The following is a 15,596-nucleotide window of genomic DNA, read 5'->3' as shown; positions in this document are numbered from 1 at the left end:
GCCGCATCTCGCGACGGCATACACGCCTCCGGTGCAAAATCGGGGCCAATCGGGACGGAACGATGGCAGAAGCCGAAATTCAGCGAACCGGGGACGCGGCCGGACTAGCGGCGCTGATTACGCGCGCGGCCGGCCAGACTGGCGACGGCAAGCGCGGCCTGCCGCCCGTGGAGCGCTGGAATCCGCCATTCTGCGGCGATATCGACATGGAAATCCGCGCCGACGGCACTTGGTTCTATCTCGGCACGCCGATTGGCCGGCAGCCGCTGGTGCGGCTGTTCTCCACAGTTTTGCGCAAGGACGAGGACGGCGTCACCTATCTGGTGACGCCTGTGGAAAAGGTGGCGATCCGCATCGTCGACGCCCCTTTCCTTGCCGTCGAAATGAGCGTCACGGAGAAAGACGGCGTGCAGGTGCTGACCTTTCGCACAAATGTCGGCGATGTTGTCGAGGCGGGGCCGGAACACGCCTTGCGTTTTGTCATCCACGGCGACAATCGCGAGCTGAAACCTTATCTACATGTGCGCGGCCGGCTGGAAGCGCTGGTGTCTCGACCCGTCATGTATGATCTCGTCGACCTCGGCGAAACTCTAATGGTCGACGGCGTCGAGATGTTCTGCGTACGGTCGGGCGGCTCGGTCTTCCCGATCATGCCGGCTGGCGAACTGGAAGCGCTGTCGCGATGAACGGGCATCCCTATTCCGCCGACGAATTTCGCCGCCGGGCGCTGACCCAGATGGGCGGGCCGGTGGAAAGCTCCTGGCGGGAGCACGGCGATTTCCTGCTCAACCCCGGCATCGTTCCGCATCTCGAGACCCTGCATCTGAAGGATGCGGCGGTGCTGGTGCCGGTGGTCGACGACGGCGAAGATGCGCATGTCATCTTCACCCAGCGCACCGCCAGCCTGCGCAAGCATTCCGGCCAGGTGGCGTTTCCCGGCGGCGCGGTCGATCCCGAAGACCGGTCGATCGAGCTTGCCGCCCTTCGCGAGGCGCAGGAGGAGATCGGTCTCGATCCACGCTTTGTGGAAACGATCGGGCGGCTGCCGCATTACATGGCGTTGTCCGGCTTCAAGATCACGCCGGTTCTGGCGGTGGTGCAGCCGGGCTTCGAGCTGGTTCCCAACCCCGACGAGGTCGAAAGCGTCTTCGAAGTGCCGCTGTCGTTTCTGATGAACCCCGGCAACCATGGGCGCGGAAGCGGCCACTGGCAGGGCGAAGACCGGCATTTCTATCGCATGCCCTATGGCGACAGGAATATCTGGGGTATCACCGCCGGCATCGTCCGAATGCTTTATGAAAGGCTTTATGCATGACCTCGGTTGCCGGTGAGAGCTGGTTTTCAGCTCCATCCCTTCGCCGCGTCTTCGACGTCCTGAACGCCGAGGGCGGGGAGGTGCGCGTCGTCGGCGGCGCCGTGCGCAACAGCCTGATGGGCGTGCCCGTCGGCGATGTCGACATGGCCACCACCTGGCATCCGCAAGACGTGTCTGCCCGCGCGAAGGCTGCCGGTATCAAGGTGGTGCCGACGGGCATCGACCATGGCACGGTGACGCTGGTCATCGACGGAACGCCCTATGAGGTGACGACGCTGCGTCGCGACGTCGCGACCGACGGGCGCCGGGCGGAAGTGGCCTTCGGAACCGACTGGAAGGTGGATGCCGAACGGCGCGACTTCACCATCAACGCACTCTACGCGAATGACAAAGGCGAGGTCATCGACGAAGTCGGCGGTTTGGCCGATATCGAAAGCCGGACCCTGCGCTTTATCGGCAACGCGGCCGAGCGGGTGGCAGAAGACTATCTGCGCATTCTCCGTTTCTTCCGCTTCTTCGCTCATTACGGCAACGGGCGTCCCGATGCCGATGGCTTGAGGGCCTGCGCGCAGGCGCGTTCAAAACTGTCGACGCTTTCGGCAGAACGCGTGTGGGCGGAGACGAAGAAGCTGCTTTCGGCCGAGGACCCGGGCCGCGCGCTACTCTGGATGCGCCAGGCGGGCGTGTTGACCGAGATCCTGCCCGAGACCGAAAAATGGGGCATCGACGCCATTCCGGAACTGGTTGCCGCCGAGCGAGCATTCTCGTGGGTTGTCGATCCGCTGTTGCGCCTTGCGGCGATCGTGCCGCCGGACGCAGAGCGACTCGAAGCCATGGCCGCACGGTTGCGCCTGTCGAAGGCCGAGGCGGCCTATTTTGCGCGCTTTGCCACTGCCCCGACGATACCAACCAAGACGGTCGACGCGGCGCTTGACCGGCTGCTCTACCGCCACGGTGCCGAGGGGATTTCCGTCCGGCTGCGGTTGGCGCTTGCCTCGGCGAGGCGCAAGTCCGAAAGCGATCCGGCACTGCTGGCCGAGACCGCTTCCTTCCAGCGCCTCTTGAAGCGAACCGAGGCATGGAAGCGCCCGAGTTTCCCGCTGTCGGGTGCGGATGTGCTGAAGGCCGGCATCCCGGCCGGGCCGCGCGTCGGCGAAATCCTCGGCGAGCTGGAGACATTGTGGGTCGAACGCAACTTCAGCGTCGACCGGGCGAACCTCGTCGCAAGGCTCGAGGCTTTGGTGCCGCGGGAATGAAGAACGGGCGTGAGGTCTAGAGTCGAGGTCCATAATGACCTGGCGGAAAAGCGCCAGGCGCCATAGACGACGGATCTCTGCTGGTACCAAACACGCGCCGTGAACGAGAAACCTGTGGGCTCCAGGAGTGACTGGGCCGAGAGGCTGCTACTTGGTCGGCCTCACAAGCGAAATGACCCTTGGTTTGGATGGTGCATCCAGCCATTCGATCCACTTGTCTCTTTCCTCGGTCGTATCGAAGAACCGCCAAAGCTTGTATTCCTCTTCGGTGGTCTGCAACATCTCGCCGATGGATACGAGTTCCAGGGGCAGCGTCACCTCATTGCCGTCGAAGCGAACGAAATAAATCCCTTCGGCAGCAAGACGAATAACTTGGCCAGTGCCATAGCTCCCATCGGGGTCGTCGACCGTGAAGTACATGCCGGTCAAAGTGTCAAAAGCTTTGTCGTTCATAGGTTCCGAGTGCCAGTTAAAAGAATCCAGGGCATGAGACGTTCGCGCAGGCGGCCGGCAAACGCAAGTGATCACCACGACAGGCGAGGGCGACACGCCGCGTGCTGATCAGGAGGCTATAGAGCGTGAGGGCCGGGCGGGTCAAATCTCCTTCGCGCATTACCGCTCGTCCACGGGATAACAGAACGCGCGGTCCCGCGGTCCTAAGAGCTGGCAGGAGAACGTCGCAAATCCAGATCGGGTGGTGGCGATCGTTTTGTCTCTCGCACCAGTTCGTCGCCAGGCACCTCTGGCGGGCGGCAACACGAGACGCGTCGCGGGTCTGTGTCGGTGTAAAACCCGCGCGCGTTCGGGGCATATGCAGCTTTGTCAGGCGGCCTTGGTCTCTTCGACGATGCGCGCCTTGATGTTGTCGATCATGTTTTCGCGGATCATGGTTTCGCCGTGCGCCTGGCGCATATGGTCCACCACGCGGCGGACGATTTCGGCGTCATTATCGGCGCGCGTGTGCCATTCGCAACCCGGGACAAGAGAACCGCATTCAAACAGGCGCATGATGTTCCTCCTTCCGATGTGAGCTCAAGCAAGGGGCAGGTCACGCGCATCTCCTCCGCGCGTCACGGCTCCCAGCCTAACATCAACCCCTGGGCCGACCAAATTGTTCCAGCCTGCCGTGCGGCAAGAAACCGTTATAGACATGTCGGTCGATGGTGTTATGGGTTTGCGGTAACAAGAGACACAAAGGCCTTCTTTGCCCATGACCACTACCGTTCAATCGGAACTGATCGCCGCTATCCGCAATATTCCCGACTATCCGAAGCCGGGCGTCATGTTCCGCGACATCACCACGCTGCTCGGCAATCCCCGTGCGTTCCGCCGTGCGATCGACGAACTGGTGCATCCCTATGCCGGCACCAAGATCGACAAGATCGCCGGTATCGAGGCGCGCGGTTTCATTCTTGGCGGCGCCATCGCGCATCAGCTTTCCTCCGGATTCGTGCCGATCCGCAAGAAGGGCAAGCTGCCGCATGACACGGTGCGCATCGCTTACAGCCTCGAATACGGCGTCGACGAGATGGAGATGCACAAGGATGCGCTCAAGCCGGGCGAGAAGGTCATTCTGGTCGACGACCTGATCGCCACCGGCGGCACGGCCGAAGCCGCCGTCAAGCTGTTGAAGCAGATGGGCGCCGATATCGTTGCAGCCTGTTTCGTCATCGACCTGCCGGAACTCGGCGGCCGCAAGAAGCTAGAAGCGCTCGGCGTCAACGTCCGCACGCTGATTGAATTCGACGGCCACTGAGGGCCCGCGTCCTCAGGCGCGATTAATCGTGGGCAGCATCAGTTGCACTTCGCGCTGCGTTGCCGGTGTCAGTGTTTCGACCTCCCTCCGCCAGAAGGCGTCGGCCTCTGGCGGCTCGGCTTCCCAGCTTCGGATCGAGGTTTCGTTATCGTCGATGGCCACGCGCCGGTGGCCGCCGAGGCGAAGATATTCCTCCGCCAGTTCGCGGACATGGGTCTTTTCCATAGATTGCCCTCCAGTTCTCCCTGTCAAAGCTCCGCTACACCAGGGCCTATCGGCAACTGGCGTGAAGCTTGGAAGGTCCGAACGGATTTTACGCCCAAATCGTTCCTGACTTAAGGAATTAGATTGTTGCCCGCGCGTGGCACCGTCGGCAATCGTGGCGATCTATACGAACTCTATGACCTTGCTCTCGAAGCGGATCACTGTTTCGCCGTGCTGGTTTTCGCCTTCGCACAGAATGGTGTTGATCCGCCAGCCGGGCCGCGAGGCGAGCGCGCGGCTTTCGAGGAACGTCACGGCATAGGTCACGGTGTCGCCGGCATAGACCGGCTTCAGCCATCTGAGATCTTTGAAACCGGGCGAGGGGCCGAGCCTTGGCGCCTGCAGGCCTTCGGCAGCAAGCCGACGCTGCTCGTCCTTCCAGAACCGGACGAAGCACTGCATCCAGCCGGCGGATGTGTGCCAGCCGGAGGCGCAGAGGCCGCCGAACAGCGAATGCCGGGCTTCTTCGGCGTCGAGATGGAAGGGTTGCGGATCGAAATCGCGCGCGAAGCGGACGATATCCTCCGCCGAAAACGTCAGGCTGCCGATGACGGTCCTGCGGCCGGTGGCGTAAAACTCCTCCATCGTCATCATCAGTGTTGGACCTTGTCGCGGCAGCGGAAGAGCACGGAACATTCGGAAACCGCCACCGGTTCGCCGGCCTGGTTGACGATTTCGTTGCGGAACTTGACGATGCCGAGGCCGGGCTTGGACTTCGAGCGGCGGGCCTCCAGAACCTGGCTGAAACCTGTGAGCGTGTCGCCGGCAATGACCGGCTTCTTCCAGTCCATGAAGTCGATACCGGGCGAGCCTTGCGACGAGGACTGGCCCATGAAGGCATCGAGCATCATGCGCATGCCGACAGCGCTGGTGTGCCAGCCGGAGGCCGAGAGGCCACCGAGGATGCTGCGCCTGCCGGCTTCCTCGTCGAGATGCATCGGCTGCGGATCGAATTCACGCGCAAAGGCGATCATATCGGAAGGTTTCATTTCGACCGGTTTGTAGTCGAAGCGTCGCCCTTCGGAAAAATCCTCGAAATACAACATGCTGCGTTGCCCCGTCTGATTTGCTGCCGCTCTACGTACTGCATAATTTCTCAAATCGGAATCGCTTTGAGCAAGGTTTGAAGCGTGGGCTCTCATGCCAAGTGATCGGCCGCAGCAAGGAATTTCCAGGTTGCGAATACCGCATGTTCATGCAACCACCTGTTTTGGAAATGCAACGATGCGCGTTTGATTGAGGATGCACGTGACCGAACTGAACAGAGCGCTTGCAGGCGCCGCCGAAAAAGGGATCATCTCTGCCCATCAGGTGAGCGATCTCGAAGCCTATCTGGCCGATCGGGGCATAATTTTCGGGCCGACGGCGCCGGATGCCGCAGCGGAGCGGGACGATGCCGCTCTCGACGCGCGCGCGGCCGAAGACAGCGAGCAGCCACGGTTCATCCGGGGATTTCACGACATCCTGATCACGATCGGTGTCGTCGTCGTGCTGATCGGTCTTTGGGGCCTGGGTGGCCCGTTCTTGACGCTGCCGGTCATTCTGGTCCTTGCCGAGATCCTGGTGCGGCGCCAGCGGCTGGCGCTGCCGTCGGTGGCGCTGACGGTTGCTCTCGTGCATTGGGTCGGGATTACAGCACTGTGGTTCGTCAGCGAGCATGAGGATGCCTGGAGGCCACTGGTCTTTGTGCTCGCCTTTCTATCAGCATTCCCGATCCCGCTCGGCCTGTTCTACTGGCGCTATCGCGTGCCACTGGCACTGGCCGGCCTGATGGTGTCGGTCGCCCTCATCGGCGTGGTTGCGGCCCTTCTTGCCTTGGAGAAGAGCCTTGGGATCGACCTTGCCAATGAGAACCATTTCATGCTTCTCGCGCTCACCGTTCTTGTCGGCGCCTTGGGCGTCTTTGCGGTCGCGATGCGCTACGACGTTTCCGATCCGCAGCGCGTGACCACGCGCTCGGATACCGCGTTCTGGCTGCATCTGGCCGCAGCACCCGCGTTGCTCTACGGGCTGATCGCTCTGGTTTTCCTGTCGAACGACGGTGCGACGTGGTGGGATGGGCAAGCCAGCCTTGGCCAGGCGGCCGCCGCCATTCTGATTGTGGCCCTGTTCATGCTGGTCGGGCTGGTCATCGACCGACGAGCCTTCGTTACATCAGGGCTGTTGTCGCTGGGCGGGGCTGTCTGGACGATGCTCAACCAGACTGGAGCGTCGCTCGACAACTACGTGTTCTTCGCCTTCGCTGTGGTCGGCGTCACCGTGCTCGTCATCGGCATCTTCTGGCAGAAGCTGCGGCGCATCGTCGTCAGCCTGTTGCCGGAAACGATGACGGCGCGGTTGCATACCGCGCCGTAACATCGGGTCTTCTATCGATCGTTCCTGAAGCGCCTCGGCGCGTCAGGCCGGAGCCCGTCACGCCGAATTGCTGTGGCCTTTGGGGCGACAGGCCTTACGTGTTGAAGCGGAAGTGGATGACGTCGCCGTCCTGGACGACGTATTCCTTGCCTTCGTCGCGGGCCTTGCCGGCTTCCTTCGCGCCGACTTCGCCGCCGAGCGCGATATAGTCGTCAAACGCGATGGTGTTGGCGCGGATGAAGCCGCGTTCGAAGTCGGTGTGGATGACGCCGGCGGCCTGCGGTGCCTTGGTGCCGCGCTGGATCGTCCAGGCGCGCGTTTCCTTCGGACCTACGGTGAAGTAGGTGATGAGGTCGAGCAGCTTGTAGCCGGCGCGGATCAGCCGGTCGAGGCCGGCTTCTTCCAGGCCGAGCGCGCTCAGGAATTCCTTGGCTTCCTCTTCCGGCAGCTGGGCCACTTCGGATTCGATCGCCGCCGAGATCACGACGCTTTCAGCGCCCTGCGCCTTGGCCATTTCGGCAACCGCACGCGTGTGTTCGTTGCCGTCGACGGCATCGCTTTCCGCGACGTTGCAGACGTAGAGCACCGGATGCGCGGTCAGCAGGTTGAGGCCCTGCAGGATGCGCAGCTCTTCGGCGTCGAGCTTGGCAAGCAGCGTGCGCACCGGCTTGCCGTCCTGCAGCAGCTTCAGCGAGGCTTCCATGATCGGCAGCTGAGCGACCGAATCCTTGTCCTTGCCGCCGGCGCGCTTGCGGGTCTGGTCGGTGCGGCGCTCGAGGCTGTCGAGGTCGGCGAGCATCAGCTCGGTCTCGATCGTCTCGGCATCGGCGACCGGGTTGATGCGCCCTTCGACGTGGGTGATGTCGTCATCCTCGAAGCAGCGCAACACGTGCACGACCGCATCCACTTCGCGGATGTTGGCGAGGAACTGGTTGCCGAGGCCTTCGCCCTTCGACGCGCCGCGCACCAGGCCGGCGATATCGACGAAGGAGATGCGCGTCGGGATGATTTCCTTCGACTTGGCAATGTCGGCCAGCTTGCGCATGCGGGGATCCGGAACCGCGACTTCGCCGGTGTTCGGCTCGATCGTGCAGAACGGATAGTTGGCAGCCTGAGCCGCCGCCGTCTTGGTGAGCGCGTTGAAGAGGGTGGACTTGCCGACGTTCGGCAGCCCGACAATACCGCATTTAAAGCCCATGGCTAAAACCTGTCGTTCTCGAATTCGTTGGGCGTGGCTATGGGATAAAGGAGCCGAACGGTCAAGCCTTCGCGCGGTTCGACGCGGCGAAGGAGCGGGCTTTTGCTTGATTGCCGGCGCTCAGCGTAGGATATTGAACGTCAGCGTGCCGGGGCCGCATGGCCGACTGCGACCGCCTTTCCTGTCATCAACGGGTGGATTTCCGATGAGTGACGATGGTCTTGCTGCAAAACCGAAGCTGAAGCCGAAACCGAAACTGGAGCGGCCGAAGCTCTACAAGGTCATTCTCGTCAATGACGATTACACGCCGCGCGAATTTGTCGTGATGGTGCTGAAGGCGGTTTTCCATATGAGCGAAGAGGCGGGCTACCGGGTGATGATGACGGCGCACAAGCTCGGCGTTTCCGTCGTCGTCGTCTGCGTGCGCGATATCGCCGAGACCAAAGCCAAGGAGGCGACCGATCTTGCCAAGGATGCCGGCTTCCCGCTGATGTTCATGACCGAGCCGGAGGAATGACGGCCAGGGGGACGGTCAGGGGCGGCGGATCTGATAACCGGTCTTGTCCTGCCGGAAGCCGCAGTTCTCATAGAAACGCAACGTCGCCGGATCCTTCGATCCGGTCAGCAGCATCACCTTGTAGCAGCCGGCCGCCCAGGCCGTGGCGAAGGCGTGTCTGATCAGCGCGCCAGCAAAACCGCGCCTGCGGAATGTGGAGGCTGTGACGACGTTTTCGATCAGGGCATAGGGTGCGCCGCCCCGCGTCAGGTTCGGTACGACCACCAACGTGACCGATGCGGCGGCGATATCGCCGGCAAGGCCGATGAAAATCGTCATGCCGGGATGGTCAAGGATCGCCGCGAAGCGGTCGGTGGCGACTGCTGTGTCCAGCGCCGGGTCGTCCGGGTTCAGCTCGCCATAAAGCGCAAGCAGTCCGGGCAGATCGACTGCCTGCGCGGCACGGATCGAGAAGGGCGCAGGCGACACGGTTCAGTCGCCCTTCGGGCCGAACAGCTTCTTCAGCATGTCGGCCATCGGGCCGCTTGTCGGCAGCTTCTTCGGCTGGGCCGAATTGCGCGCCTGATGGATATGGGATTGAGCGCCCGGCTTCTTCTGGGCCTGCGGCTTGTCCTCGTCCGCCTTGCCGCCGGTGGCAAGTGCGATCTTGTTGAGGATCTGCGAGTCCTCTCCGCGCACCAGCATGTCGGCATTGTCGGCGATGGCGTCGAGCAGCGGCACCAGCCAGGTCTGATCCACCTTGGCAAAATCACCAAGCACATGGGCGTGGACGAGATCCTTGACGCCAGGGTGGCCGATGCCGAGCCGCAGGCGACGATACTCCTTGCCGCAGTGGGCATCGATCGACTTGATGCCGTTGTGGCCACCGTGACCGCCGCCGACCTTGATGCGCGCTTTCGCGGCGGGCAGATCCAGCTCGTCATAGATGACGGTGATGTCCTTCGGTGCGAGCTTGTAGAAGCGCATGGCCTCGCCGACCGCCTCGCCTGAGAGGTTCATGAAGGTCTGCGGCTTCATCAGCAGCACGCGCTCTCCGCCGATCTCGCCTTCCGCGATCTCGGACTTGAACTTCTTCGACCAGGAGGAAAAATTGTGGCGGCGATGGATGACGTCGACGGCCATGAAACCGATATTGTGGCGGTTTGAGGCATATTTCGAACCTGGATTGCCAAGTCCTGCGATGATCAGCATGTCGTTACGCTCCGTCGGGCTTTCCCCGCTTCACGACCGCGAAACGCCGCCGGAGTCAATCCTTATTTCGTCGCCTGCACGCTTCCGCTCGGCCGCAGGCCGTAGCGATCGAAGATCGCATCCTGGGTGCCGTTGCCGATCAGGCGGTCGAGTTCGCGCTGCATCTTCTCGACCGTTTGCTTGTCCATGTCGCGGTGGCAGGCGATGCCGTAGTATTTTCCTTCCAGCATCAGCGCCGCCTCGACGGGCTTGCCTTCTGAGCGCATGCTTTCGAAGGTCTTTTCCGACGTCATCATCAGATCGATGCGGCCGGCGATCAGCTTTTTCAGCGTCGAGTCCAGGTTGGTCGCATAGTCGATCTTCTGAAAGCCGTGTTCCACGAGGTAGGTGGCGGAGAAATCTTCCCGTTGGGTGCCGATGGTGAACCGCTTTGCCGCATCGATGGTATCGGGGGCGATGTCCGATCCCTTGCGCCGGACCATGATCATGTGGTCGACGAGCAGCGGCTGCACCCATTGAAACCGCTTCTCGCGCTCGGCGTTGAGGCCGGTGGTGAAGACGCAATGGGATGCATCGGTTTCAGCCAGCATGTAGGCTCGCGCCCAGGGCAGGACCTCGATCGTATAGGGGAGTTTGAGTGCGTCCATGATTGCCGCTACCTGCTCGACCGAGGAGCCGTTGGCACCGCTCGGGGTCGAGAAGTTGTAGGGCGGGTATTCCTCGGTGACGAATTTGATCGTCTGCGCTTCGGCGGCAGTGGACAGGCCGAGGAAGAATGCCAGTATCAGCTCTTTCACGCCCTGCTCCTTTGCGCCAGTGTCCGGCCGCTATCGTTGAGTGTTTGTTTTGACTTCGGAGTCGCTCTCCAGCATGGCCAGCATCTTGCCGATCGGCATGGGGCGGCTGAAAAGATAACCCTGCCCACAATCCACACCAAGCTTGCGCAGGAGTTGCCATTGCTCCTGGGTCTCGATGCCTTCGGCGACGACGGTGCAGCCCATCTGATGCGAGATCGTTCGGATGCCCTTGATCAGCATCCGGCTCTTGCGGCGGACATCGGCTGTGCCTGAACTGAGCGAGCGCGTGAAGGACTGGTCCACCTTGACGATATCGACGGGGAAACGGTTGAGATAGCTCAGCGACGAGTAGCCCGTTCCGAAGTCGTCAAGCGCAATCCGGCAGCCGAATTCGTTGAGCTGCTTCAGCACGCCATGCACTTCGGGATTGTCGAGCATCAGCACCGCTTCGGTGATTTCGATGACGATCCGGTTCGGTGAAATGTGGTGCTTGAGGAGCAGGGCGGCGAGCTTGTGCGGCAGCGTCAGCTCGAACTGCAGCGGCGAGAAATTTACGGCAAGATAGGTGTTCTGCGTGCCGTCGAGGGCGGAGATATCAGCCAGATGCCGGATCGCCTTTTCCAGAATGCAGTCGCCGATGCGGGCGATCGTCCCGGTTTCCTCGGCAATGCCGATGATCTTGCCGGGGGGCATGATGCCTTTTTCCGGATGATTGAGGCGCATCAGCGCCTCGAAGCCGGCGATCTGGCCATCGCTAAGGCTGACGATCGGCTGCAGCCAGGCCTCGAAGTGATCGTCCTTGAGGCCGGCTTCGATGCACTGCTCGATCTCGTGGCGCTCGCGCGCCGTATCGAGCATGCTGGCGTCGAACACCTGCAGGCCGTTCTTGCCGTCATGCTTGCGGGCATACATCGCCATGTCGGCCTTGAGCAGCAGGTCGGAGGCGTTTTCGGCGTGCTCCGGATAAACGGAGATGCCGACGCTGGCGCTGACGAACAGCTCGTTGCCGGCAATGTGCATGGGTTCGCGCAGCGCATTGACGATGCGCTCGCCGATTTCGCTGGCGAGTGCCGCGACATCCAGGTCCGAGACCAGGATTGCAAACTCGTCGCCGCCGAGTCGGGACATGATGTCGTCAGGGCGCAGGGTGGCGCGGATCAACTCGACGGTCTGGCGCAGAACCTCGTCGCCCGCCGCATGGCCGAAATTGTCGTTGATCCACTTGAAGCGGTCGAGATCGATGAACAGGCAGCCGACCTGGATACCGGAGGCATCGGCAGTCACGATCGCTTCGTCGAGCGCTGCCTCGAAGCCCTGGCGGTTGAGAAGTCCGGTCAGGTGATCGGTGATCGCCTGGGCATGGTTGCGGCTTTCGGCCTGCTTGAGGGCGGTGACGTCGGTCATGACCGACAGCGACAGGTCGCCATCGCCGGTCGTTTCCGTCTCCAGGATCAGCACGGTCATGAACTCGCCGTCCGCCTTGCGGAAGGGGACGGTGACCTCGCAGATGTTGTGGTCGCCGACGGCGATTGCCTTGGCATGGCTGCGATAGGTCTCGTGCCAGTGCGGATCGATGAAATCGGTGAAGTTCTCGCCGATCACCTGTTCGCGGGCATAGCCGGTCGCCAGCAGCCAGTAATCGCTGACGGCGCAGAGGCGATTGTCGGTATCGAGCGAAAACAGCATGGCCGGGGTGAGGTTGTAGATGTCGGTGGCGCGCTCATGGGCGCTCTTCAGCTCCATCGACTCCCGCTCCAGCCGGTCCTGCATCTCGTTGAAGTTGGCGGCAAGCGCTCCCATTTCGTCGTCCGCGGTCCAGTCGACGCGGTGGCGCGAGCCCAGGCGCCGCGTTGCCTCGATAGCGGCCGTGAGGCGCATCAAAGGACGGATGACGGTGAAGCGGTTGCCGATGAGCGCGGCGGCAAAAACGGTGGCGACGGCAATGAGCAGGATGGCGAGGATCGCCAGCTCGTCCTTGCTGAACTGCGACAGCAGACCGGGTGTCGGCGCGCGCACTTCGAGACTGCCGATTTCCTTAGTGCCGTCGATTGCATCGTAGGATACGGGTGTTTTCAGCGTGCGGCTGTCGCTATCGGCGCCGAGGCCGCCGGAGGGCATCTGCGCGAGGATCGAGCCGGAATTGTCGCGGATGGTGACGGCCAGAATATCGGTGTCGTTCATCAGCGAGCGGGCGATGCGCTTGATGCCGTCGCTGTCAAAATCCCAGATGGGCTTGCCGAGCGCCTCGGCGCTTGCGCCCATCAGCAGCTCGATGTTGTGCAGGCGCTCGCGTGCGACGCGTTCGCTGGAGATACTGAGGAAAAGCACGAAGAGTGGGGCAACGAAAACCAGCATCGCACCGCATACAATCGCAATAAATCGGTTTTCGACGGAATGCATCATTGGACGCATCCCCCAGGCGTTGCCACTCGTGTCATTTCGTATTCTCTTTAGACGCTTGCTTACAAATTCCCCGCTGCAAGAACATCATCAAAACCTTAAATGTTGCTGAAATTGCTACATTACAATTCGTGAGGAGGCGCGATCGATTGTATGGGAGCGACAGCGCCGCAACCGGCAGGTTGAACGCAAAAGGCCCGCCCCGGTTGCCGGGGCGGGCCTTTCAATGGATATCGCAGGGGCCGGCAGATGCCGACCGCCGTTCACCTTGCGGTGAATCAGGCTTCTGCTTCGCCTTCTTCTTCCTTCAGACCGCCAGCCGGAGCAGCGATCGTGGCAACCGTGAAGTCGCGGTCGGTGATAACCGGGGTCGCGCCCTTCGGCAGCTTGATGTTGGAGATGTGGATCGCGTCGCCGACCTTGTGACCCGAAAGGTCAACGGTCAGGAATTCCGGGATGTCGTCGGCAGCAACGGCCAGCTCGACTTCGTGGCGAACGATGTTGAGAACGCCGCCGGCCTTGAGGCCCGGGGACTTCTCTTCGTTGACGAAGTGAACCGGAACCTGAACGGTGACCTTGCTGTCCTTGGAGACGCGCAGGAAGTCAACGTGCATGGTGAAGTCGCGGACCGGATCCAGCTGGTAGTCCTTCGGCAGGACGCGGATCTTTTCGCCCTTGACGTCGATGACTGCAACGGTGGTCATGAAACCGCCGGCGTGGATCTTCATCGTCACGTCCTTGGTGGACAGCGCGATCGAGATGGGGGCCTGCTTGTCACCATAGATGACAGCCGGGATAAGACCGTTGCGACGAAGTTCACGGGAGGACCCCTTACCAACCCGTTCGCGCGTCTCGGCCTTGAGCTCATAAGATGCGTGGCTCATGGATAGACCTTTCTGTGTCTAATTCTGGAGAGTTCATCCGCAATGGCAGAAGAACCGAAGCCGCATGGGCTTCATCCGCGTTGCCTCCAAGGGTGTCTACGCGGACGGGCGGTGCATAGACGAGAACACCCGCAAATGCAAGCTTTGCCGCGGTTTTAAAGCATGTCGCGCAAAACTGTGCAGCGGTTTTGCGACAACGACCGCCACGAATTCAACTGGCGAAGGCGGCGCTCTTAAGCCTTTTTGCGTGTGAAGCGCGCAAGTGCCAGCATCAACCCGCCGGCGATCAGCCCCCAGAAAGCGCCGGAGATACCGCCGAAACTGACCCCTGAGGCCGTCACCAGAAAGGTGATCGCAGCGGCTTCACGCGTTCTGGCATCGGTAAAGGCCGCCATGGCGGAGCCGGCAAAGGCGCCGACCAGGGCGAGACCGGCGACCGCCTCGATCAAGACCGACGGTGCGAGGCTGACGAAGGTGGTGACGGCGCCGGCGAGCAGGCCGAAGATGACATAGAAGATGCCGGCAATGATGGTCGACCAGTAGCGTCGCGCCGGATCCGGATGGCTGTCGGCGCCGGCGCCCATGGCGGCGGTGATCGCCGCAAGGTTGACGGCGTGGCCGCCGAAGGGCGCGCTCAGCATCGAAAAAAGGCCTGTTGTCGCAAACAGCGGACCGGGCGTGGGGTCATAGCCGTTGACCTTCATGACGGCGATGCCGGGAATGTTCTGCGACGCCATGGTGACGATGAACAGCGGCAGCGCGATGCTGATCATCGCCGGCGTCGTGAACGACGGCATGACGAACTCCGGCTGCGGCACCAGCGCCGAAGACAGCGCGCCCAAGGCATCGACAGGCATGTCGACACCGAAGGCAATGACGAGCACGAAGGCAAGCAGTGCTGCCGGCACCGCATAGAGCTTGTTGACGCTGCCGACGATGGCCCAGGCCAAGAGGATGGGCAGGCCGAACAGCGGATTGAAACCGATTGCCTTGACCGGGGCAAAGCAAAGGCTGAGCAGCACGCCGGCCAGCATGGCGTTGGCGAGTGCGGCCGGGATGGACGAGACCATGCGCCCCAATGGCTTCCAGAGACCGGCAACGACGATCAGCAGGCCGCAGACGAGGAAGGCGCCGACGGCGGCGTTGAAGCTACCCTCGACAACGCCGGAGCTGACGAGAAGGGCGGCGCCGGGGGTCGACCATGCGATGCTGATCGGCAGCCGGGTGGCGGCGCTGAGGATGATGGCGCAGACGCCCATCGAGATCGACAGCGCCATCAGCCCGGAGGCGGCCTGTGCTTCCGTTGCGCCGACACCGCCAAGTCCGTGCAGAACGACGGCAAACGAACTGGCGAAACCGACAAAGGCGATGAGCAGGCCCATGAACAGGCTCTGGAGCGAGAAGTCACGAAGCATGGCTGGCAACCGGTTGTTGTGAATGCGCGTCGGATGACGCTTGAACTCGCCTATCATATTCCGCCGACGTGTCGATACCGCCGGCGTGATGAACGCATCAAACGCGCTGATGCGGGCATGGAGGGTGTACCTTCGTCTTGCTGGACCTCCCGTCCAATCGATGCCTATAGTGCGGCCCAGGCAGTTGCCGCCGTTTGGGAGAGCGGTCGGGACCTGCCGTTGCCGGACGTCGCTTGCAGGGAGGAAAC

18 protein-coding genes are annotated in these 15,596 nt (G+C 62.1%); 6 read left to right on the top strand and 12 right to left on the bottom strand.

Going from position 1 to position 15,596, the window contains the following annotated elements; translation table 11 throughout:
* The first annotated feature begins 62 nt into the window (after positions 1-62).
* Genes AC1Q80_RS12820 through AC1Q80_RS12810 form a run of 3 tightly spaced genes read left to right on the top strand, consistent with a single transcriptional unit; the run spans position 63 to position 2,571 of the window.
* Positions 63-686, top strand: a complete 624-nt coding sequence (locus AC1Q80_RS12820) for a DUF1285 domain-containing protein (RefSeq protein ID WP_492360645.1) — start codon at positions 63-65, stop codon at positions 684-686.
* Entirely contained in the window at positions 683-1,315 is a 633-nt protein-coding gene (locus tag AC1Q80_RS12815; RefSeq protein WP_173420817.1) for a CoA pyrophosphatase, read from the top strand. The genes AC1Q80_RS12820 and AC1Q80_RS12815 overlap by 4 nt, the downstream gene beginning before the upstream one ends.
* Positions 1,312-2,571, top strand: a complete 1,260-nt coding sequence (locus tag AC1Q80_RS12810; RefSeq protein ID WP_492360644.1) for a CCA tRNA nucleotidyltransferase — start codon at positions 1,312-1,314, stop codon at positions 2,569-2,571. Before AC1Q80_RS12815 ends, AC1Q80_RS12810 begins: the two co-directional genes overlap by 4 nt.
* A 147-nt stretch (positions 2,572-2,718) precedes the next feature.
* On the opposite strand, the gene AC1Q80_RS12805 is transcribed toward AC1Q80_RS12810, so the two are convergent.
* Positions 2,719-3,024 (bottom strand): hypothetical protein, encoded by a 306-nt coding sequence (locus tag AC1Q80_RS12805; RefSeq protein ID WP_115419607.1) that lies wholly within the window; start codon positions 3,022-3,024, stop codon positions 2,719-2,721.
* Between the two features lie 369 nt (positions 3,025-3,393).
* Complete coding sequence (locus AC1Q80_RS12800) at positions 3,394-3,579, bottom strand: DUF1059 domain-containing protein (protein WP_173420814.1); 186 nt, start codon at positions 3,577-3,579, stop codon at positions 3,394-3,396.
* A 202-nt stretch (positions 3,580-3,781) separates the two neighbouring features.
* Between AC1Q80_RS12800 and AC1Q80_RS12795 the strand changes: the two genes are divergently transcribed.
* On the top strand, positions 3,782-4,327 hold the full coding sequence (locus tag AC1Q80_RS12795) for an adenine phosphoribosyltransferase (protein WP_173420813.1): 546 nt from the start codon (positions 3,782-3,784) through the stop codon (positions 4,325-4,327).
* Between the two features lie 12 nt (positions 4,328-4,339).
* Here AC1Q80_RS12795 and AC1Q80_RS12790 read toward each other — a convergent pair whose 3' ends face one another.
* From AC1Q80_RS12790 to AC1Q80_RS12780, 3 genes are all read right to left on the bottom strand, one after another.
* Positions 4,340-4,552 (bottom strand): hypothetical protein, encoded by a 213-nt coding sequence (locus AC1Q80_RS12790; protein WP_173420812.1) that lies wholly within the window; start codon positions 4,550-4,552, stop codon positions 4,340-4,342.
* 162 nt (positions 4,553-4,714) lie between these two features.
* Entirely contained in the window at positions 4,715-5,185 is a 471-nt protein-coding gene (locus AC1Q80_RS12785) for a MaoC family dehydratase (protein ID WP_492360643.1), read from the bottom strand.
* Entirely contained in the window at positions 5,185-5,637 is a 453-nt protein-coding gene (locus AC1Q80_RS12780; RefSeq protein WP_173420810.1) for a MaoC family dehydratase, read from the bottom strand. The genes AC1Q80_RS12785 and AC1Q80_RS12780 overlap by 1 nt, the downstream gene beginning before the upstream one ends.
* A gap of 202 nt (positions 5,638-5,839) precedes the next feature.
* Here AC1Q80_RS12780 and AC1Q80_RS12775 point away from each other — a divergent pair, with 202 nt between their 5' ends.
* On the top strand, positions 5,840-6,946 hold the full coding sequence (locus AC1Q80_RS12775; protein WP_492360642.1) for a hypothetical protein: 1,107 nt from the start codon (positions 5,840-5,842) through the stop codon (positions 6,944-6,946).
* A gap of 94 nt (positions 6,947-7,040) precedes the next feature.
* Here AC1Q80_RS12775 and ychF read toward each other — a convergent pair whose 3' ends face one another.
* The gene (ychF, locus tag AC1Q80_RS12770) at positions 7,041-8,144 is read right to left on the bottom strand and encodes a redox-regulated ATPase YchF (RefSeq protein WP_077503441.1); all 1,104 of its coding nucleotides are present in this window, start codon (positions 8,142-8,144) and stop codon (positions 7,041-7,043) included.
* A gap of 205 nt (positions 8,145-8,349) precedes the next feature.
* On the opposite strand from ychF, the gene clpS reads away from it, so the two are divergent.
* Positions 8,350-8,661: an ATP-dependent Clp protease adapter ClpS gene (clpS, locus tag AC1Q80_RS12765; RefSeq protein WP_173420808.1), complete on the top strand. Its 312-nt coding sequence runs from the start codon at positions 8,350-8,352 to the stop codon at positions 8,659-8,661.
* Between the two features lie 15 nt (positions 8,662-8,676).
* Here the strand turns inward: clpS and AC1Q80_RS12760 are convergent, their stop codons facing one another.
* From AC1Q80_RS12760 to AC1Q80_RS12735, 6 genes are all read right to left on the bottom strand, one after another.
* Entirely contained in the window at positions 8,677-9,129 is a 453-nt protein-coding gene (locus AC1Q80_RS12760; protein ID WP_173420807.1) for a GNAT family N-acetyltransferase, read from the bottom strand.
* A gap of 3 nt (positions 9,130-9,132) precedes the next feature.
* Positions 9,133-9,852, bottom strand: a complete 720-nt coding sequence (gene pth, locus AC1Q80_RS12755) for an aminoacyl-tRNA hydrolase (protein ID WP_173420806.1) — start codon at positions 9,850-9,852, stop codon at positions 9,133-9,135.
* A gap of 62 nt (positions 9,853-9,914) precedes the next feature.
* A complete protein-coding gene (locus AC1Q80_RS12750) occupies positions 9,915-10,649 on the bottom strand; it encodes a transporter substrate-binding domain-containing protein (protein WP_173420805.1) in 735 nt (244 codons plus the stop codon).
* A gap of 30 nt (positions 10,650-10,679) precedes the next feature.
* A complete protein-coding gene (locus AC1Q80_RS12745) occupies positions 10,680-13,052 on the bottom strand; it encodes a putative bifunctional diguanylate cyclase/phosphodiesterase (protein WP_492360641.1) in 2,373 nt (790 codons plus the stop codon).
* Positions 13,053-13,327: 275 nt separating this feature from the next.
* Positions 13,328-13,933, bottom strand: coding sequence for a 50S ribosomal protein L25/general stress protein Ctc (locus AC1Q80_RS12740; RefSeq protein WP_173420803.1), 606 nt, complete (start codon positions 13,931-13,933; stop codon positions 13,328-13,330).
* 233 nt (positions 13,934-14,166) lie between these two features.
* Positions 14,167-15,348, bottom strand: a complete 1,182-nt coding sequence (locus AC1Q80_RS12735) for a benzoate/H(+) symporter BenE family transporter (protein ID WP_492360640.1) — start codon at positions 15,346-15,348, stop codon at positions 14,167-14,169.
* Between the last annotated feature and the right edge of the window lie 248 nt (positions 15,349-15,596).

The sequence above is a fragment of the Ensifer sp. GW823-FHT05D09 genome (assembly GCF_058795755.1).
The sequence above is the reverse complement of the archived record's forward strand: the minus strand, read 5'-3'. Positions and strand labels throughout refer to the sequence as shown.

Coding starts and splice junctions, on each gene's coding strand:
- AC1Q80_RS12805 (WP_115419607.1), bottom strand. CDS start 3,024: ATGAACGACAAAGCTTTTGACACTTTGACCGGCATGTACTTCACGGTC.
- clpS (WP_173420808.1), top strand. CDS start 8,350: ATGAGTGACGATGGTCTTGCTGCAAAACCGAAGCTGAAGCCGAAACCG.
- AC1Q80_RS12735 (WP_492360640.1), bottom strand. CDS start 15,348: ATGCTTCGTGACTTCTCGCTCCAGAGCCTGTTCATGGGCCTGCTCATC.
- AC1Q80_RS12745 (WP_492360641.1), bottom strand. CDS start 13,052: ATGATGCATTCCGTCGAAAACCGATTTATTGCGATTGTATGCGGTGCG.
- AC1Q80_RS12810 (WP_492360644.1), top strand. CDS start 1,312: ATGACCTCGGTTGCCGGTGAGAGCTGGTTTTCAGCTCCATCCCTTCGC.
- ychF (WP_077503441.1), bottom strand. CDS start 8,144: ATGGGCTTTAAATGCGGTATTGTCGGGCTGCCGAACGTCGGCAAGTCC.
- AC1Q80_RS12780 (WP_173420810.1), bottom strand. CDS start 5,637: ATGTTGTATTTCGAGGATTTTTCCGAAGGGCGACGCTTCGACTACAAA.
- AC1Q80_RS12800 (WP_173420814.1), bottom strand. CDS start 3,579: ATGCGCCTGTTTGAATGCGGTTCTCTTGTCCCGGGTTGCGAATGGCAC.
- pth (WP_173420806.1), bottom strand. CDS start 9,852: ATGCTGATCATCGCAGGACTTGGCAATCCAGGTTCGAAATATGCCTCA.
- AC1Q80_RS12815 (WP_173420817.1), top strand. CDS start 683: ATGAACGGGCATCCCTATTCCGCCGACGAATTTCGCCGCCGGGCGCTG.
- AC1Q80_RS12785 (WP_492360643.1), bottom strand. CDS start 5,185: ATGATGACGATGGAGGAGTTTTACGCCACCGGCCGCAGGACCGTCATC.
- AC1Q80_RS12790 (WP_173420812.1), bottom strand. CDS start 4,552: ATGGAAAAGACCCATGTCCGCGAACTGGCGGAGGAATATCTTCGCCTC.
- AC1Q80_RS12740 (WP_173420803.1), bottom strand. CDS start 13,933: ATGAGCCACGCATCTTATGAGCTCAAGGCCGAGACGCGCGAACGGGTT.
- AC1Q80_RS12820 (WP_492360645.1), top strand. CDS start 63: ATGGCAGAAGCCGAAATTCAGCGAACCGGGGACGCGGCCGGACTAGCG.
- AC1Q80_RS12795 (WP_173420813.1), top strand. CDS start 3,782: ATGACCACTACCGTTCAATCGGAACTGATCGCCGCTATCCGCAATATT.